An 18974-nucleotide genomic window follows, 5' to 3' on the forward strand; every position below is an offset into this window, starting at 1 on the left:
TTCATCAGTGCCTATCTTTTTGTTTTACCGCTGATTTTGTCTTTTATTTTGCCACTTATTTATAGGCTTTTAGTTGTGCAATAGCATGATCGAGTACATCAAGACGCGCGCGGCGCTTATCATTGGTCGCAACAATACACCAAGGCGCGTGCTCAGTATCCGTATGCGCGAGCATATCAGCTGCCGCTTGTACATAATCTGACCACTTCTCACGATTGCGCCAATCATCATCAGTGAGTTTAAATTTTTTATGCGGAGTCTCTCGTCTTGCCTCAAAGCGCTTGAGCTGCTCGTCTTTATCGATAGCTAACCAGTACTTAATCACAAGCGTGCCTGCTGCTTGCAGATCCGCCTCGAAGCGATTGATTTCCCCATAAGCGCGTTGCCAATCGGCAGGCTCAGCAAGTGCTTCAACACGTTCGACCAACACTCTTCCGTACCAAGTGCGATCAAAGATAGCAATACGGCTTATGCGATCGGTCTGCTCATTAGGCAACCGCGTCCAGAATCGCCAGAGATAAGGATGCTGCAGCTCGTAGAGCATCGGTGCGCCGATATTATAAATCTGATACTCACGCGGATCGAGTGGTGCTACCATCCTTTTTATTGAGCCGCCCTTACCCGCCGCGTCCATACCTTCAAAAGCAAATACCACATGACGACCTCCGCGAGCTCGTATGAGCTTTGCAAACTCAGCTTGCTTCTCCGCAAGCTCCTCTTTGTAATCTGACTTATCTAGGTCATGGTCTTTGATATCAGTGAGCGCTTTTGGTACCTCTGCCGCTACAAAAGTAGAAGCGGCAATATTAGACGCTGAGACGTTATCTGAGTTTTCTTCGACAGGCACCTCACTACTCGCTAATGCCGCTTGTATAGCATGAAGCACTTCATGACAAAAACTTATCTGTGCTTGCGACTTGTCATTACCATCAATGATGACCCAGTCGCCTTGCTCACGCAATATCGTTGCGGCTATTAAGTTAAACTGCTCGAGCACCTGCTCATCGCACCAGTCTATCTGATATAGATACTGAGGATCTGCGTTATCATCATTAAGACGCTCCTTTAGCGTCTCAGCATCAATATGAAACCAGCACTTTAATACTTTGGTATGATTGGTGCGCAAATCTTGCTCAAAGGTCTGAAGCTCAGCCAATTGCTCTGTTAAATAAAGGTGCCAATCTGCTGTTGGCAATTCTTGTTGCCCGCTTGCGCGGTCTGCTGATGCCTCTTGAATCATGCGCATGACGTTATGTATCAAATCGGCGTACCAATTCCCAAAATAAACCATCACATCGCCGTGACGCGGCATCGCTTTAGTATGGGCCTGCCAGATAGGCTGATAAGCTAAGGGCGGGTAGCCAATAGTAGCCTCTACTTTTAGTAGCCTTGGATCGACCCACTGCCGCAGCTGCTTGACTGAGCTGCCTTTACCTGCTTGCTCCATACCGTTGACGAGCACCAGCAAGCCGGTAGGGTTATTGGTCGGCGGCGGTGTTTGTTGCCTGGTCGCCCTAAGCGCGAATTGCGCAGTGACCAATGCAAGCCTTAGCTCGTCTTTATCCATCGAAAACTCACTCAATGGATTGGGCGTTAGCCGGCTACTAACCACTTTTGGATCTAAGCGCGCGCTGACGGCTTGCTGGGTATCATCATTTTTTTTATTGGCACCGGTTTTATGCTCTTTATCGTTAGACATAATAGCGACTCACTTAGTCATTATTTTTAGGAGGGAGTAGACGAATAATAGCATTCACTTGCCACCGAGATAATATCACTGTGTAACAGTTTGCCATTTGTATTGTTTTTTATTTAAAGGTAACTTGAGTACGATACGGCATAGCCCATATCTATAACCACTGATAATCCGCCACTGTGTAATGTCGGCACAGCAAGCTTTATAGCAAGTCTGGTAGCGGTATCGTCTCTCTTTGAGCGCAGCAAGCTTTATTCAAGCTTTTGTAAACGTAAACTTATAATTAGGGCGTGTTGAACATTCAACCATGGCACTGACAGAGACTATTTTTTAGGCGATTTGCAGATAGAAATTTTAAGTTTAGTCGTTCTAAGCGTCTATTTTTACCAATAAAGCGGCAAAAAATAGTCCTGTCCCTGTTGTTAGAGTGAGGGCTGATGCTAAAATCGCCCTAGTCGTTGTAAAAATTTAGCTAAGGCATCTGCATTACCTGCAATTTTCACTTAGACTAGAACTATTTTAGCTATCAGCAGTGCGCATTTGTGAATGTTCAACACGCCCTAGTAAAGAAAGAAAAAAAAGCGCATAACAACGGAAAAGCGCTAGTCTTTGATGTATCATAGCCTCATAACAAAATACCAAAGTAGTCGCTAGACTCATTTACGAAGTCTTGGGGTTCATAAAAAGCTTTGGTTTACAAAACAAGGTTACGCTCACCACGCTTTTTTGCTATTAGTATAAGTCACAAACCGCATATACTCTTAGACACGGGTTTTAACACATTTATTATAGGATTTCTTCATGTCTGCTCTATCCGATTTACAACAACACTTAGCTCATTATTGGCAATTACCTCACCACGATGATGAGGCACTCAATCAAAAGCTGACCGAAGTACAAGCTTGGCAAAGAGCACGTATCAAGCGTACTCATAGTGAGCTATTTAATAAGCCCAAAAATAAGCTGATGGCGGATTATTTTTTGACTCAGCTCTATGACGGTGCTGAATTCAAAGCGCTTGCCAAACAGCTACAGCGCATCGTTCCAAAGGCTCAGAAAGTCGAGCGTTTTGCGCCTGCTACTGCTCTAGAAACCGGGAGCATGGCAATATCAGCTTCCACTTTAGCGATTGAATTAGATTTGCATTTGGCTGAGTGGTTAATGGAGCATAGCCTACCTGTCAATGAAGACACTATGCTCAAAGCCTACCGCGCTGTTGACGAAGGCGATGCTCGTAAAGCTCAGCTCGAGAACGTCAAAGAAGTTTGTTACCGCGCTGATAAGTACATCAACTCATTTATGATAAGAAAAGCGTTTGGTATGACAAAACGTACCGCTTATCGTTATAACTTCAACTCTTTATACGACTTTATCAATTCAGGCTTCGCTGCGATGCGTCCTCTTGATAGTGTCAAAGGCTTTATCGATCCCTTTTGTGCTCGCGAGCTCAAGATTATTGACAAAGTCCATAACAGCGATAGCGACAACGCCGCACAAGTGTTTGAGGCCGCCTAAATAATTATTGATTTAAACAAATTTATTCAAATGAATTGATTTAAATGACAGTCCTTTAGCGCTTTATTCATCGCTGTGTATATCAGTAATAGGAAATATTTATGACCGATCAAACAACCTCTTCCGGCCATGGTTTAGCTCAAAATCAGAGTTTGCCGAGCGATAAACAACGAGACCAATTAGTGAAAGATAGTATTGCCACTAATCAGCAGATCACCGAGCAAGTTAAAGCACAGCAAAACACCAGTAAAGATGGCGCTCAGCAAGCCGATGATTTCACCCAAGTTCAAGACTTACCGGTAGGAACCCCGCAAGGTCAACAGACCTCGCTGTCTAACTATGATATGCCGAATACGGCTACTGATAGTCAAACCCAGTCTCAGGTGCAGTCTGCATTAAATAGCGGTGCAAGCAAAAAAGCTGCCTTTAATCAGCGCGACGATATCAATAACCCGCATACGCCAGACACCGATGGTCTAGAGCAAACGCATTTTGGCTACAAGACAGTCAATAAGGCTGAAAAACAAGCGCGCGTGGCAGACGTCTTCACCTCAGTCGCCAAAAAATACGACATCATGAATGACTTAATGTCTTTTGGTATTCACCGTTTGTGGAAGCGCTTTGCGATTAGCTTATCAGGGGTTCGCGCCGGCCAAAAGGTGCTCGATATCGCAGGTGGTACAGGCGACTTAGCAAAGGTGTTCAGCCGTGAAGTCGGTCGTCACGGTCATGTCGTGCTGTCAGATATCAACGCCGCGATGCTCGAGGTTGGCCGTGAGCGCTTAATCAATGCCGGCTGCAATAACGTCGATTTTGTCCTTGCCAATGCTGAGACGCTAGCGCCTTTTGATGATGATAGCTTTGATTTATTAACCATCAGCTTTGGTCTACGTAATGTCACGGACAAAGATGCTGCACTACGATCCATGTACCGTGTGCTCAAGCCCGGCGGACGTCTACTGATTTTAGAATTCTCTAAACCCATATTTGAGCCGTTATCAAAAGCTTACGATTTATACTCGTTCACCGCGCTACCGATGATGGGTAAAATCGTCGCTAATGATGCGGAGAGCTATCAGTATTTGGCTGAGTCAATCCGTATGCATCCCAATCAGCAAACGCTTAAGCAGATGATGCAGCAAGCGGGTTTTGTCAATTGCGATTATCATAACTTAACGGCTGGTATCGTTGCTGTGCATCGCGGTTTTAAAGCGTAGCTGCTTAAGTCTAAAGCTGAACCCTAATCTGATTACTGTGAGAATATTATGCTAACGGTCTTACTTTTGGCAGGCGCTGAGAAGCTAATTAATGTCGCTTTGATGAGTGATGAGATTACCCAAGCCGGTCTTGAGCCGCTTGCTGGTAAAGTGCTTCGCCTCAACATGGCGATGCCAGAGCTGCATTTAGACGTTATATTCAATCATAAGCGCCTACGTTTTGAACCAGTAACGACTCCTAGTGTGTTTGAGCCGCGCGGCGGCGATCCGTTAGATGAGCGCGAGCAGGCAGATATGGAGATGGCGCGGCTAGGCCACAGTCAGCCTGACTGTATTATTACCGTAGATAATCCTGCGCAGCTGCTTAACTTGCTGCGCGAGCCAAAAGGTAACTTGCCGATAGAGGGAGACTACAAAGTGCTCATGCAGCTCAAGCAGTTAGTCGCTGGGTTTGATCCTGACATTGCCGGTCAGCTAGAGCCATTGATTGGCAAACCTATGGCAAGTCAGCTACAGCTATTAATCACGCAGCTCAAATGGGGACTACGCCACAGTGGTAAGCGCGTCTTTGATGATGTCACTGACTGGGCCAATGATATCGCAGGTACTAGTGAGCCGGATCCAATTGATAAAGCTGAGGTGAACGATCTAAAGCAGCAGCTACTCAAGCTGCGTGCTGATGTCGAGCGCGAGCAGGCTAAGCTGACAGCGCTGAGAATGGAGCAAGCGCGTTTAAGACAAGATCAATAATTTACTGCGAAATCTTCTCAAACACAGCTACCACTGTTTTAACCTTGTCCCTTATCTAGAGTAATTATTATTCATGCTACTATCTCATCGCACGCGTCTACTCGAGCTTTGGCGTATTGCCGCCAGTTATCGACTCGACACCCATTTTCCTGTAGAAGAAGCGCCGCAGCTGCAGCCCGTAGCGCGTTTACTGCGGCTGCACCCTGCCGCTTGGGGCAAAAAGCATCAGCCTAATGCCGTCAAGTACGCACTTGAGGATATGGGTACGCTGTTCTTAAAATTAGGTCAGCTGCTCTCGACTCGCCGTGATTTAGTGCCGCCTGAGATCATCGAACAGCTCATTCAATTACAAGATAAAGTAAAGCCTTTCGATGTTGCTACAGCTATCGCCCAAATCGAAGATAGCAAGTATGGCTTAGGTCAGAATATTGATAGCCTATTCACCCGCTTCGATACTAAACCCTTAGCCGCCGCCTCCATTGCACAGGTACATACCGCTGCCTTGCCTGATGGCCGCGAAGTCGTCGTGAAAGTGGTGCGTCCCGATATTCAAAAGACTATCGTCGCTGACTTTGAGCTGCTGCGCGAGCTTGCGAGTTGGGCCTCTGCGCGCATAGAAGCGGCGCGTGCGGTGCATCTGATCGATATCGTCGAGGACTATCGGCAAGTGATGCTCAATGAGCTCGACTTGACGCTAGAGGCTGATAATACCACTAAGATGCGTAATAACTTCTTAGGCTCCGCGCTAATGTATGTGCCTGAGGTTTATGACGCTTCAAAGAACGTCATGGTCATGGAGCGTATTCAAGGCGTGCCGATCTCGCAAGTAGAAGTCTTTGATAAGCTTGGTTATGACCGTGCGGCATTAGCAGAAAAAGGCTTAACGATATTTTTTACCCAAGTCTTTCGTGATAATTTCTTTCATGCCGATATGCATCCGGGTAATGTCTTTGTCGAAACCCCGCCTGTTAAAACTCTTAATAGTGAGATAACCCCTGTCGACTTAGGTCATGCGCCGCGCTACATCGGTCTTGATTGTGCCATTATGGGTACTTTATCAAAGGAAGATCAGCTAATAGTGGCGCGAATGCTGCTTGCAGTGATGAATAATAACTTCACCGCCTTAGTTGATATTGTGAGCCGCGCCGGCTGGATACCGCCCAATACCGATAAACATGCCTTAGTACGTGACATGCGCCGTACGGTCGGCCCTATGGTGCAAAAATCGATCAACGAGATAGATTTTGCTGGCGTACTCATGCAGATATTAGACATTGCCCGCCGCCATCACATGAGTATCCCGCCGCAGCTGATGCTCCTGCTTAAAACCTTAGTGCATGTCGAGGGTCTAGGCCGCGATCTGTATCCTGATCTTGATATCTGGTCATTAGCTAAGCCAATTCTAAGCGGATGGATCAAAGAGCAGCTCGATCCTATGCGTAATCTGCAGCAGCTACGTCAGCAGCTGCCTGAGATTTTGTTATCGAGTACCGATATTCCAAAGCTGCTGGATCAGGGCTTACAGAGCCTAGCCTCGCAAGGCTCAAGACAAGACAGCCAACTGCGCGAGATGCAGCAAATACGCGCGGATATGCTCAATGACCGCCGCCGCGACTGGTTAGCGCTAGCAGGATTCGCGATTAGCATTGCCATTGCCACCCAAGTCATCGGCTGGTTGTCGCCGCTATTTTATATCTTGGCAGTTTTAGCCGTGCTTTGGCGTATTTTAGCTTAATAACAATCTTCAAATCCTGAGTCAAAGTAGCGCTAGCAAGGTTAGTGACACTGTCATAGTTACTGCTATGATCTTTACTGCTATAAGACGTTAAAGCCTATTTGTTTTCGGCGATGGTAATTTTCATGTGTTACTATTAGTCGATACCGAGAACCCTGAGGAGATCGCCACGGCCGATGCTATTATTAGCCGTCTAGCGGTACGTACCATCGAGATGGAAGGCACTTGTACCGGCGAGCACGGTATCGGTCAAGGCAAACAAAAACATATGGCACAAGAACACGGTAATAGCGTCGCCGTTATGCAAGCAATAAAGTCTGCACTTGACCCAAACAACATTCTTAATCCGGGGAAGATTTGGCCACAGTCGCTAGCTACAGCTGATTCATAAGCTGATAACTGCTTTTGTAAGTTCTTTTAAAATAAAAAACGCTCTCTAAAAAAGTGAGCGCTTTTTTTATTCTAAATGGCCGTCATGTTTTAAACAGCGATAAAACTTACAAACCTACTCCATCTGATCGATCGCCATCTGCGTCAATATGCGGCCGCGCGCAGTACGCAGTACATAACCTTGCTGAATAAGGTAGGGCTCAATGACATCCTCAAGCGTACCTCTATCCTCAGCCATGGCGGCCGCGACGGCTTCCACGCCTGCAGGTCCACCATCAAAACGCTCTAACAAAATCTCGATATAGCGTCTATCTAAGTGGTCAAGCCCGCGTCTATCAACGGCTAGCATATCAAGCGCACTTGCCGCTATTACTCCATTGATACTACCATCGCCTCTAACCTCAGCATAATCGCGTACTCGGCGCAGCAAGCGATTGGCAATCCTTGGCGTACCACGAGCACGGCGTGCAATCTCCACTGCCCCATCTTCGCTCATAGGAACTCCCATCAAGCGCGCTGCGCGGCTAACAATAGTGGTCAGATCAGCGATATTATAAAACTCCAAGCGCTGCACGATACCGAAGCGATCACGTAGCGGTGAGGTCAGTAGGCCCGCTCGCGTCGTCGCCGCAACCAAAGTAAAAGGCGGCAGATCAAGCTTAATGGAGCGGGCAGCGGGCCCCTCGCCAATCATAATATCGAGCTGAAAGTCCTCCATCGCTGGATAAAGGATCTCTTCGATAACTGGGCTTAAACGATGAATCTCATCAATAAATAACACATCGCCTGCCTCTAAGTTGGTCAGCATCGCCGCCAAATCACCTGCCCGCTCAAGCACTGGCCCTGAGGTTGAGCGCAGATTGCCGCCCATCTCACGCGCAATGATATTGGCAAGCGTGGTTTTACCTAGACCGGGTGGACCAAATATCAGCGTATGATCTAGCGCCTCATCACGAGCCCGCGCCGCACCAATGAACACCTCCATCTGCTCACGCACCACCGGCTGTCCGATATATTCAGCGAGTAATGACGGACGAATATTGGCATCAGGCGTATCACCTGCGCCTTCTAAGGGATTAATTAATCGCTCTTGGGTCATAGTTGTATCATTTTATAAAAATATTGAGTTAGCAAATAGCATAACCAAAGTATTGGTCTATGTCATGCATAAACCCTAATTCAGAGACAATATAAGGTAAATAAGCGACATCTAGTGTCGCTTATTTATGAAGAATTAAAAGTTGTGATCAGCGAAGTTAACTAAAATCTCGACAACTGCTGCAAGGTCGCTTTCAGTAGACTTTGGGTGTCATCAAAGGTAGCGCCGTCAGCTTTGGCTGCCTTGATGGCTTGCTGAGCTTCTTTTTCTTTATAGCCCAAGCTCACTAGCGCCCCTTCCACCTCCGCTAAAATACTACCTTCAGAGGTGACAACAACAGGCTCTACATCAAGCACTAAAGAACTATCATCAACCTCAATGTTTTTCAGCTTATCTTTGAGCTCAATCAGCAAGCGCTGCGCGGTTTTTTTGCCGATACCTGGTATGCGAGTGAGCGCAACTTCCGAATCCGCTTCAACGTGCATTTTGAGCTCCGCAGCTGACATCGCTGAAAGCATCGCTAAAGCCATCTTAGCACCGACGCCGTTGATTTTGATCAGTTGCCGAAACACGTCGCGCTCTTTACGATCGATAAAGCCAAACAGTAGCTGCGCATCTTCACGCACATGTAAGTGCGTCCAGATACTCGCTTGCTGTTCAAGCTGCAACTGACAGAACGACGACAGCGGCAGCTCGATATCATAACCCACCCCAGAGGCGGTCATAATACAAGCGGTTGATGCCATCAAATGCTGCACTTGCCCAGTAATCAGTCCTATCATATGCGCCACCTATCGTTAATAGAGTTATAAGATATCATTAAATAAGCTATTTTGACCAAGTAAACTTACTTATAAAACTCAACCATACCCTCAAGGCTAATCGGACGAATTTTATGCGCTTGACCTGCTGAGCCAAAGGCTTCAAAGCGATTAGTACAGATGTCGGACATCGCTTGCATAGACGCTTTGAAGTATTTACGCGGATCAAAGTTGCTCGGGTTTTGGGCCAAATGCTGACGAATCGCCCCTGTGGATGCCAGACGCAAGTCAGTATCGATATTCACCTTACGTACACCATGCTTAATCGCTTCAACGATTTGCTCGACGGGTACGCCGTAAGTCTCGCCGATATCGCCGCCATACTCATTGATAACTTTGAGCCATTCTTGCGGTACCGATGACGAGCCGTGCATCACTAGATGCGTATTGGGGATACGCGCATGAATCTCTTTGACCCGCTCGATAGATAAGATGTCGCCAGTCGGCGGACGGGTGAATTTATAGGCACCATGGCTAGTACCGATTGCGATCGCTAGTGCATCGACTTGGGTGTCTTTGACGAACTGCTCGGCTTCGTCGCTGCTGGTTAATAACTGCTCATGACCTAACACGCCTTCCGCGCCAGAACCATCTTCCTCGCCTGCCATGCCCGTCTCAAGGCTACCCAAACAGCCGATCTCCCCTTCTACTGAGACGCCGCAGGCATGAGAGAACTTGACGACTTCACGAGTGACGCTAGCATTGTAGTCATAGTCCATCGGTGTTTTGCCATCTTCACCTAAAGAGCCATCCATCATCACTGAGGAGAACCCTTGCTGAATAGAACGCTGACAGATCGCCGGCGACATACCATGATCTTGGTGCATAACGACCGGAATATGCGGCCATTCTTCAATAGCCGCTAGAATGAGATGACGCAAAAAAGCGGATCCAGCATAAGTACGTGCTCCTGCACTTGCTTGCACTATCACTGGTGAATCACAAGCGTCGGCTGCCATCATGATTGCTCGCATCTGCTCTAGGTTGTTGACATTAAAAGCAGGTACGCCGTAGCTATGCTCAGCGGCATGATCTAGTAGCTGACGTAGGGATATTAAGGCCATAAAACGCTCTCTATTTAAATTTTAAAGACATGAAAGTAACACTGATAATTGTTGCGGGGCGATTATAGCAAAATATACCCCTCTCTCGTAGTGCTTGTGTCTGTATTTATCTTTTTGCCACCTTAATCATAAAACCTAATAATAGACAAGGTTAGTTGGCACGACTAAACGCAAAAAAAAGCCTTGGTAATAACCAAGGCTTCTTCAATAAAGTAGAGATTTATCTTTAACTCAGTGCTCTTAAAGCTAGTGCAAAATAGTGTCAGCGGCTTAAATGAGTATTAGTACTGTTGGTCCGCTTCTACGGCCACTTCATTAGCAGCGTCTTCTGTAGCGTCAGCACCGTCAGCTACGGCTTCAGCTGTACCTTCGACAGCAGCATTTGTGCCATCAGCGATAGCATCGCCAGTATTAGCTAGCGCTTCAGTAGCAGCGGCTCCGGCTGTTTCAGCGCCTTGAGCGATTTCATCACCAGCGTTTTGCGCAGCAACTTCAGCGTCTTGAGCAGCCAATTCAGCTTCAGTAGCGGCAGCTTCTGTGTTAGCTGCGATGTCATCACCAGCAGACTCAACAGCAGCTTCGGTGTTCTCTTCAGTTTGTTGGCTACATGCAGTGACTGCAAAAGTACCAGCAAGGATACTGGCAAGTAACAAATGACGTTTTAACATAATAAACCTCTCGTAAATAATGCATGTCAAATTACATGGTTTCGCTAGTTTATAGTTAGCAAATAGGACATGCAATAAAATTTTCAGTATATTAACAATATAATAACTGCTCCATACTATTATTCTTCAACGCTATTAAATGACGATAACGTTTGCGAATAATTTGACAGCCTACCTGAGTTAATTTATGAAGTTTGTACTTCTAGTGTTACTATCAGCGATTTTAAGCGCTCAATTGTAAGGCGGCTACGGCAGGTAAAACCTTCCCTTCAACAAATTCTAAGAACGCGCCGCCGCCTGTCGACATATAGCTCACGCCATCAGCGACTTGATATTTATCAATAGCTGCTAGCGTATCGCCGCCACCAGCTATCGAAAACCCGTCGCTGTCTTGCACAGCTCTAGCGATAATTTGGGTGCCTGTACCAAAAGCATCCACTTCAAAGACCCCAACCGGGCCATTCCAAAGAATAGTCTTCGCATTATTGATAGCGTCGGCTAGTTTTTTGGCGCTTGGCTCAGCGACATCTAAGATCATATCGTCAGCGGCTATATCGGTAACCGCTTTTACCTCAGCCTTGGCTTGCTGCAGTGAGCCGGTAAAATCTGCAAAATCGATGTCATTCTTGCTGGCGGTAACCACATACTCTGGTAATAAAATGTCAGTTTTGGCCATAATATCACGCGCGGTATCGACTAAGTCTGCCTCAAATAAAGAAGCGCCAACATTGTGCCCTTTTGCTGCTAAAAAAGTGTTAGCAATACCACCGCCAACGATAATTTGGCGGCAGACGGCAGCTAGGCTATGCAGCACCTCAAGCTTCGTAGAAACTTTTGAGCCGCCAACAATCGCTAGCATAGGCTGAGCCGGCGTCTCAAGCGCGCGGCTGAGTGCATCGAGCTCAGCCGCTAGTAGTGGCCCTGCACAAGCGACTTTATCCGCCTGATGCATCGCTTGGGTCACCCCTTCTGTAGATGCCTGCGCCCGATGAGCGGTGCCAAAAGCATCCATCACAAAGACATCGCATAAGTCAGCATAATGCTGCGATAAGCTAGCATCGTTACTCTTCTCGCCTTTATTGAAGCGAACGTTCTCAAGCAGTACCACCTCTCCTGGCTGAATGTCGACACTCTGCTCTAAATAATCACGGTTTAAAGTGACCGGTTTATCAATCTGCGTGCCCAGCTTTTGGGTCAAATAGTCGGCAACTGGCGCAAGCGAGTATTTATCTTCCGGACTACCTTCAGTCGGACGACCTAAATGAGAGCAAATAATAACAGCTGCGCCTTTGTCTAAAGCCATTTTGATCGTTGGCAAGCTTGCTTGTAAACGGGCATCGCTCATCACTTTGCCGTCTTTGATGGGGACATTGAGATCTTCACGAATTAAAACCATCTTATCCGCCAATTCCAGCTCACTCATACGCAAAAAGTTCATGACCTTCTCTACCTTATCGTCTCTTATTGAATGCTTAATTTATTCATTAGCTCATGTTGAGCACGTCCAACTGCTTTGACACTATTTCATTTTACAAGCCGCATCTGCTAACTTGTTACCAGCTAGCTTTTAATCGCTAGCCCTCATATGCTGGCTCTTATGTATAGCGTTATTTGCTGGCCGCATTTTAGCGGTCTATTTCATATACCGTCAACTTTATCTCGCTTATATTTATACTTAACAAAACAGGCCACATGATAACAAACCTTCGATAAACGCTTTTAGGGCGTGTTGAACATTCAAATGTGGCACTGGCGGCGGCTATTTTTCAGGCAATACGCAGTGAAATTTTCGAAGCCTAGTCATTCTAGGATAGACAATTTCGCCATGTATTGGCAAAAAAGAGCCCCGCCCCGAAGGGCTGATGCTAAAATCACCCCAAACGGTGTTGTAAACCTAGCTAAGGCCTCGACATTATCGTCGGTTTACGCCTAGTTTGGTGCGATTTTATCTATCAGCAGTCCTAATATTTGAATGTTCAACACGCCCTTATAAACCTATTCAATAAATATCAGTAACATTTCGTGGTGGCACTATTTGCTTATTCGCCTTAAGCTGTTACGGTACAAAACAACAAAAACCAATAGGAGAGTACAATGAGTATTGATTTAGATGCGGCCAAAAAGACACTATTAGAGCTACAAGAAGAATACCAAACCCGCATCGATACTATCGAAGACCATATTCAAAACCCGCAAGACGAGCTCAATAAAGACTGGGAAGATCAAGCGATCTCTATTCGTCAAAACGATACGCGCCAGCTGCTGGCTGAAGAAGCTAGGCAGAACCTTATTTATGTTAATGAGGCGCTAAGCCGTATCGAAAACGGGACTTATACTGAGTGTGAAGTCTGCGGTGAGCCTATCCAAGAAGAGCGTCTAAAAGCCGTGCCTTACGCCACTTTATGTATGGACCACGCAGAATAAGCTATCTAAAATTTAAAATCGGGTTGTTATTAATAAACATTGAGGCATACTGTGATAAGTATGCCTTTTTTATAGCAATATTTTGTCGCAAACGTTTAAGTCATTGATGCTAAGACTTTATTAGGGCGTGTTGAACATTCGACCATGGCACTGACAGCGACTATTTTTTAGGCGATTCGATGTTAAAAATAATAAGTTTAGTCATTCTAAGCGCTTATTTTTAACGATGAAGCGGCAAAAAAGAGTCCTGTCCCCTGCTTTTATCGTTGGGGCTGATGCTAAAATTGCCCCATACTGCGTTACAAATCTCGCTAAGGCATCTGCATTATCGTCGCTTTGTGCCTTGTCTGGAACAATTTTAGCGATCAGCAGTGCCTATTTGCGAATGTTCAACACGCCCTAGCTCTTTATTTTGAGCTGGCCGTACTCCAAGTATTTAACGCTTGCTGCCACTGCTGGCAACGATGCGCGATTTTATCAACGCTCAAATCCATAATATCGCCGACGACTGCGACATAACGAATAGGCAAACCTTGCAGCCCGGTAATATTCTCAGCGGTTAGACCGCCTATCACGCAGATATCTATATCTTGCTTGCATCCTGCTATAAGCTTCGAGCGCTCTATAGGCTGGGCATTAGGCTTAGTGGTTGAGCTAAAGATAGCGCCCATTGCAGCATAGCTTGCGCCTGCACTTTTCGCCTTAACGACCAAATCGACATCATCGTGGCAAGTCCGTCCAATTACTTGCTGACATCCCAAGCGCTGCCTAGCCGCCTCGATACTGCCGTCGCTCTGACCTAGATGCACGCCCACGCCTAGCTGCTCGGCGAGCGCCATATCGTCATTAATAACGACCGCAACCTTGTATCTTTTGGCAAGCGCTACGATTTGCAGCGCCTCTTGATAGAGCTTAGCGGCACCATTATCTGTAGCTAAAACTTGCTTACGGCGGATCTGAAGTAAGTGCACGACTCCTGTCGCTAAAGCCATCTCAAGCTTCGCCAGCAGCACTGGTAACTTGTCATCATTGGTCAATAGATACAGCTTAGGCACTAGCAAACTTGAGGATTTCAATAGCTCAGTCATATCGCGGGCGGCTCGATTTAAGTTCAGATGATTTATGGGTTCAAAATGTAAGACATAAAAGCTAAAGCTTAAGTCACATCTCAGCTCTAAAGATAAGTGTCATAAAAAAGGCTGTTATCTTAAATAACAGCCTAATCATAATTACAAACGTAGAATAGTCTTATACCGTACGGCGGCTCGCTAAGCTATTTAAGATGTTTTTAGCATCGCCCCAGCGTGTCGCTGAGCTATTAGCACCTAAGATCACAATGATAGCCGGACGATTATTGACGCGGGTTTCCATAACTACGCAGCGACCTGCTTCATTGATAAACCCGGTCTTCGAGATACCGATAGGATAGTTACCTGAGCGAACCAAACTGCTAGTATTGTTAGCTGAGTAAGTACGGTTACCACGGGCATAGTTGGCAACATAAAAGTCGTAGCTCTTTGTGGTAGAGAAGCGGCGGATCACATCATAGTTACCAGCAGCGCGTACCATTTTTACTAAGTCGTTTGCGGAAGCAACGTTACGCTTATCAAGTCCTGTCGGATCGCCAAAGAATGCAGAGGTCATACCGAGCTCTTGCGCTTTACGATTCATCGCGCGCATAAAGGCATCATAGCCGCCAGGATAGTTACGCGCTAAGCTTTTTGCTGCAGGGTTTTCAGACTTCATTAACGACATCAATAGCATCTCAGCACGATTCAATCGATCGCCTGATTTTAGGCGTGAGCTGGCACGTTTAGGCCCAATAAAATCCTCAGGTTCCAAGATAAGTTCCTCACGCATATCTAGACCACTATCTAGTACCACCATCGCTGTCATCACTTTAGTGATACTAGCCATAGGACGCGCTCTATCCGCATCTTTTTCATAAATAGATTCGCCAGTCTCCGCATCAATTACCGTCACACTACGAGAGTCAGTGCTGATCGGAATCATATCACTGCTGCCAAAGCTGCCATTGTAAGTCGTGTTATATCTATTATTAGCGTTGAATCTATTATTGCTGCTACCATAGCTACTAGCGTTAGTAATATTGGTAGTGCCGTAACCGTTATCTACTTTTTTAATGCTTGAACCATTATTAGCACGGCTGACAGTAGACGATTTGCTGTACATGATATTACGAGCTTCTGATAGACTATCAGCACCGCCCCAACTAACGCGCGCACTAGCTTCAGGGTTACCATTAATTGTAAGCGCTGCTTGCGCAACACCGCCCAAACTCATTGAAATTAGAGCAGCAACGAGCTGCTGTTTGGTTAATGATAAATGTCTCATTCTTCCCCCTGCGGTTGGTATGGCGTCAGTCACCGATTATAATAGACGACCGATAGATAAATAGCGTGAAACGATGATGGCTATGCGTCGCTTAATAACAATTAGCTTACTATCAGCTCTCTGTTGATATAGCCCAATAACGACTGGCAAATGATTACTAAGATAGTATTGTGTACTTTTAGTGTATCATGGTTTGTATTTTAGAGTAATCGACTATGCTGCATACGTAAACCTTTTTGAGTCTTAAGTAAACTTTGCTACATTTGCTTTAGTTTCTAGCAATATTTATTAACATTCCAGTAATATAATTCTATTCGCTTGTTATTTTTGGAGTTTTTATCTCTAAGGTTTTGATTAGTAATAGTTTTATTTTCAATCATAAATAATAGCTTATAGGGCGTGTTGAACATTCACAAATGTGCACTGCTGATCGCTAAAATAGTTCTAGTCTAAGGGAAAATTGCAGGTAATGCTTATTGCATTGGCTAGATTTTCGCAACGACTAGGGCGATTTTAGCATCAGCCCGCACTACAACAACAGGGACAGAACTATTTTTTGCCGCTTTATTGATAAAAATAGACGCTTAGAACGACTAAACTTACCATTTTTATCTGCAAATCGCCTAAAAAATAGTCTCTGTCAGTGCCATGGTCGAATGTTCAACACGCCCTAGTAAAAGTAGCAATCAAACACGCTGTGGACCGTATAATTAAGAGTATAACTATGATTAGAGTATTAGTAGTAGACGATCACGATCTGGTACGTATGGGTATCAGTCGGATGTTGGCCGATAGTGCTGATATCGAAGTCGTAGGGGAAGCTGATGGCGGCGACATGGCTATCAAACTGGCGCGTGATCTGACCCCTGATGTCATCTTGTTGGATGTCAATATGCCGAATATCGGCGGTCTAGAAGCGACTAAACGTTTGGTACAGCTCGGCATAGGCAGCAAGATTTTAGCAGTAAGCAGCGTCGTCACTCAGCCCTACCCTTCTATGCTGCTAAAAGCAGGCGTCAACGGTTATATCACTAAAGGAACGCCTCTTGATGAGATGATAAGAGCAATCAAAAAGGTACATCAAGGTGGGCGTTACTTCAGTCACGATGTGGCCGAGCAGTTAGCGGAAGTATTACTCTCTGATAAAGCCGGATCGCCTTTTGACTTATTAAGTGATAGAGAAAAGCAAGTAGCGATGATGGTAGTCAACTGTCAAAGCCCACAAGAAATCGCTGATCAGCTCTTTGTGAGTGTCAAAACCATCAATACTTACCGCTACCGTATCTACGAAAAAGTAGGCGTCGATAGCGATGTAAAGTTGACCCACTTAGCCATTCGTCATGGTTTAATACAGCCTTAATGACTAAAGCAAGGTTACACTTTAACTTTGTTTCACTCTGTACTCCCGCTGAGGTGATCTACTATGATGCTATTTTTATTGTACTGCTTCGATGCTTATACTTTATGACCCTATTAGCCAAAACGATGACTGTTATCAACAACTATCGTCAGCAAAACGATACGCTACCCTCCTCACAGCTGCGTCGATTGGGGCTGGTGTATAGCAGTTACCGTGTGGTTATTAATGTGTTTTTTTTGATATTAGCTTATGCGAATGCTAATGCTAATGCTAATGCTGATAATCTGCTTTTGCCTAGTTTATTACAGCAGACCGCGCTGATATTTTACACGCTACTTAGTATCATTCTACTGGGTTTATTTTATGTCGTACAAAAGCGCCCACAGCGCCAACTAAGCTTTGGTTTAGCGGTCGATATCATTATGCTCAGCTTGTTGCTTTATAGCAGTGGCGCGCCAGATTTACAACTGACGATGCTGTATATGGTGGTCGTTGCCGCAAGCTTTATGCTGCTTCCCGGCTCACAGGCGCTAGTCATCACTTTGCTCGCTGTTATATTTGTTATTTATCAACAGTTTTTTTATGCGCTCTCTAGTAGCATCAGCTTAGCAAATCTAGGCGACGCGCTGCTTATGTCGGCAAGCTTTTTGGTTGTTGGTTTTTTAACTTGGACGATATCGCAGCGCTTGCTACACGTCGAAAAAGTCTCCGCGCAGCAAGCGAAAGAAGTGGCCCGGCTCAACGATATCAACCAAGAAGTTATCAGCCAAATGATCAATGGCGTCATAGTCCTAGATCAGCAGCAGGTTGTACTGGCCAATCGCGCGACATATCAGCTATTAGACATCGATGAGACAAACAACGAGCTTGCAGGCTTCCATAAGCAATTAGCGCATCTACACACGCAGTTATTGCAGACTTGTTTGGCGGTACCTGCAGGACAATCAAGGCTGTTTACTTACGAGCTGCCAACGACTATAGAAGCTTCAATCATAGCGCGTTTACGAGTGCAAGTTATCCCGCTAAAAGACTATAGCCGCCTGATCATCTTAGAAGACTTACGCCGTGAACAAGCCAGCGCGCAGCAGCTCAAGCTTGCCTCGCTTGGACAGCTAACCGCTAGTATTGCGCATGAGATTCGTAACCCCTTATCCGCCATATCACAAGCTAGCCAGCTGCTTATGGAAGAGATTGATGCCGATCCTGTCAGTACTGATGACGCGTCAGTTAGGATAGCGGCTAACAGCGTCGATGATAGCAATTTTGAGCTATACAAGATGATATTCTCGCAAACCAAGCGCGTTAACAGAATTATTGAAGATGTGCTAAAGCTCTCCAAACGACAGCCGCCCAATAAACACAGCATTACGCTTGAGAGCTGGATGGTAGAGTTTATCGCTAACCATTTTAGTGGTCATGATGTGTTTTTATCCGGTAAAGTGCAGCCTCTTATTGTCTTTGATACTCATCAATTAGAGCAGATATTGATTAATTTAATCAACAATGGTTTGCGCTATAGTAGCTTATCTCATCCTCATGCTTACGTAGAAGTAGAGATTTATAGTCGGCGTAACGATGTTATAATCGATATTTTAGATAATGGCAAAGGGGTAAAAAGCGCTGACATTGAGCACTTATTTGAGCCGTTTTTTACCACTGATAAAGCCGGTACAGGCTTAGGCTTATATTTATCACAAGCGTTTAGTGAGGCTAATCAGGCGCGTTTAGTCTATGTCCCAGAGCACGAAAAAACCTGCTTTCGCTTGATCATTCCAGCTATTTTGACCGAGCAGGCTATAGCCGAGAGTGTGGACCTCTAAACAGATAAGAGTTCACTGGTGGCCGACTTTAGCTGCCTTTTAACCCATTAATCTATACTA

The 18974-nt window shown here is 45.6% G+C and carries 15 protein-coding genes and 1 pseudogene; 8 read left to right on the plus strand and 8 right to left on the minus strand.

Features of this window, described 5'->3' with window-relative positions:
• Positions 1-55: 55 nt before the first annotated feature.
• Entirely contained in the window at positions 56-1699 is a 1644-nt protein-coding gene (locus W234_RS0113135; RefSeq protein WP_025647292.1) for an ATPase, read from the minus strand.
• Between the two features lie 798 nt (positions 1700-2497).
• Here W234_RS0113135 and W234_RS0113140 point away from each other — a divergent pair.
• The 5 genes and pseudogenes from W234_RS0113140 to W234_RS0113160 all read left to right on the plus strand — a co-directional run.
• Entirely contained in the window at positions 2498-3211 is a 714-nt protein-coding gene (locus tag W234_RS0113140) for an FFLEELY motif protein (protein ID WP_025647294.1), read from the plus strand.
• A 101-nt stretch (positions 3212-3312) separates the two neighbouring features.
• On the plus strand, positions 3313-4428 hold the full coding sequence (ubiE, locus tag W234_RS0113145) for a bifunctional demethylmenaquinone methyltransferase/2-methoxy-6-polyprenyl-1,4-benzoquinol methylase UbiE (RefSeq protein WP_025647296.1): 1116 nt from the start codon (positions 3313-3315) through the stop codon (positions 4426-4428).
• Between the two features lie 48 nt (positions 4429-4476).
• Entirely contained in the window at positions 4477-5178 is a 702-nt protein-coding gene (locus W234_RS0113150; RefSeq protein ID WP_025647298.1) for an SCP2 domain-containing protein, read from the plus strand.
• 73 nt (positions 5179-5251) lie between these two features.
• Positions 5252-6913, plus strand: coding sequence for an ABC1 kinase family protein (locus W234_RS0113155; RefSeq protein WP_025647307.1), 1662 nt, complete (start codon positions 5252-5254; stop codon positions 6911-6913).
• 109 nt (positions 6914-7022) lie between these two features.
• A pseudogene (locus W234_RS0113160) lies at positions 7023-7304 on the plus strand (FAD-binding oxidoreductase); the annotation flags it as partial.
• Between the two features lie 114 nt (positions 7305-7418).
• Here W234_RS0113160 and ruvB read toward each other — a convergent pair.
• From ruvB to W234_RS0113185, 5 genes are all read right to left on the minus strand, one after another.
• Entirely contained in the window at positions 7419-8402 is a 984-nt protein-coding gene (ruvB, locus tag W234_RS0113165; protein WP_025647309.1) for a Holliday junction branch migration DNA helicase RuvB, read from the minus strand.
• A gap of 161 nt (positions 8403-8563) precedes the next feature.
• Complete coding sequence (ruvA, locus tag W234_RS0113170; RefSeq protein WP_025647310.1) at positions 8564-9184, minus strand: Holliday junction branch migration protein RuvA; 621 nt, start codon at positions 9182-9184, stop codon at positions 8564-8566.
• Positions 9185-9249: 65 nt separating this feature from the next.
• The gene (gene fba, locus W234_RS0113175) at positions 9250-10287 is read right to left on the minus strand and encodes a class II fructose-bisphosphate aldolase (protein ID WP_025647311.1); all 1038 of its coding nucleotides are present in this window, start codon (positions 10285-10287) and stop codon (positions 9250-9252) included.
• A gap of 281 nt (positions 10288-10568) precedes the next feature.
• The gene (locus tag W234_RS0113180; RefSeq protein WP_025647312.1) at positions 10569-10955 is read right to left on the minus strand and encodes a hypothetical protein; all 387 of its coding nucleotides are present in this window, start codon (positions 10953-10955) and stop codon (positions 10569-10571) included.
• Between the two features lie 223 nt (positions 10956-11178).
• Positions 11179-12393 (minus strand): phosphoglycerate kinase, encoded by a 1215-nt coding sequence (locus W234_RS0113185; RefSeq protein ID WP_025647313.1) that lies wholly within the window; start codon positions 12391-12393, stop codon positions 11179-11181.
• A 656-nt stretch (positions 12394-13049) separates the two neighbouring features.
• On the opposite strand from W234_RS0113185, the gene W234_RS0113190 reads away from it, so the two are divergent.
• On the plus strand, positions 13050-13379 hold the full coding sequence (locus W234_RS0113190; protein ID WP_025647315.1) for a TraR/DksA family transcriptional regulator: 330 nt from the start codon (positions 13050-13052) through the stop codon (positions 13377-13379).
• A 407-nt stretch (positions 13380-13786) separates the two neighbouring features.
• On the opposite strand, the gene W234_RS0113195 is transcribed toward W234_RS0113190, so the two are convergent.
• A complete protein-coding gene (locus tag W234_RS0113195; protein ID WP_037059944.1) occupies positions 13787-14467 on the minus strand; it encodes a thiamine phosphate synthase in 681 nt (226 codons plus the stop codon).
• A gap of 160 nt (positions 14468-14627) precedes the next feature.
• Positions 14628-15734: a serine hydrolase gene (locus tag W234_RS0113200; RefSeq protein WP_025647319.1), complete on the minus strand. Its 1107-nt coding sequence runs from the start codon at positions 15732-15734 to the stop codon at positions 14628-14630.
• A gap of 724 nt (positions 15735-16458) precedes the next feature.
• Here W234_RS0113200 and W234_RS0113205 point away from each other — a divergent pair.
• Both W234_RS0113205 and W234_RS0113210 read left to right on the plus strand, forming a co-directional pair.
• Positions 16459-17094 (plus strand): response regulator, encoded by a 636-nt coding sequence (locus W234_RS0113205; protein WP_025647321.1) that lies wholly within the window; start codon positions 16459-16461, stop codon positions 17092-17094.
• Positions 17095-17198: 104 nt separating this feature from the next.
• Positions 17199-18914, plus strand: a complete 1716-nt coding sequence (locus tag W234_RS0113210) for a sensor histidine kinase (protein WP_025647323.1) — start codon at positions 17199-17201, stop codon at positions 18912-18914.
• The last annotated feature ends 60 nt before the right edge of the window (positions 18915-18974 follow it).

Origin of the sequence: Psychrobacter sp. TB15 (assembly GCF_000511655.1) — a bacterium.
In the GTDB taxonomy this organism is placed as follows: domain Bacteria; phylum Pseudomonadota; class Gammaproteobacteria; order Pseudomonadales; family Moraxellaceae; genus Psychrobacter; species Psychrobacter submarinus.